This window comes from Clostridium sp. AM27-31LB (assembly GCF_003480745.1).
Lineage (GTDB): Bacteria > Bacillota > Clostridia > Lachnospirales > Lachnospiraceae > Butyribacter > Butyribacter intestini.
In genome coordinates this window covers 1-444 of the sequence record NZ_QUJS01000031.1, presented here as the reverse complement: position 1 = coordinate 444, position 444 = coordinate 1, and the positions used below count along the sequence as shown (strand labels likewise).

The window sequence follows — 444 nt, the reverse complement described above, 5'->3', positions numbered from 1 at the left end:
CCCTCATATTGATTTGAGAAAAAACATTTTAACATATCCATATTTAATGTTTTTCCAAAACGGCGCGGACGGGTGATAAGTGTCACATCATCAGCAGATTCCCACCAATCTTTTATAAAATCTGTCTTATCTATATAAAAACAATCTTTTTTCCTTATATCCTCAAAACTTTGTTTCCCTATTGCTATTTTTTTCATAGTATCCCTCCAATACAACTCTAACACATTTTTATTTTTCATTCATATTTATTTTTATTCACGAAATCACTCTACTGTATTTATGATAACATTACATCAAAACAAAGTAAAGACAATCACCGTCCTGTCATTTAATGATTGTCTCCATTTTTATATACATTTTAATATTTCATTGTGATAATTTTATATTCTACCTACCATCTATTAATACTTCCTTACCTTTAAATGCGAAACCATAATGATATAT

At 27.9% G+C, this 444-nt stretch carries 1 protein-coding gene; it reads right to left on the bottom strand.

Features of this window, described 5'->3' with window-relative positions:
• A partial coding sequence (locus DW721_RS16535) for an AAA family ATPase (protein ID WP_243036050.1) occupies window positions 1-197 on the bottom strand: 197 nt, incomplete at its 3' end.
• Between the last annotated feature and the right edge of the window lie 247 nt (window positions 198-444).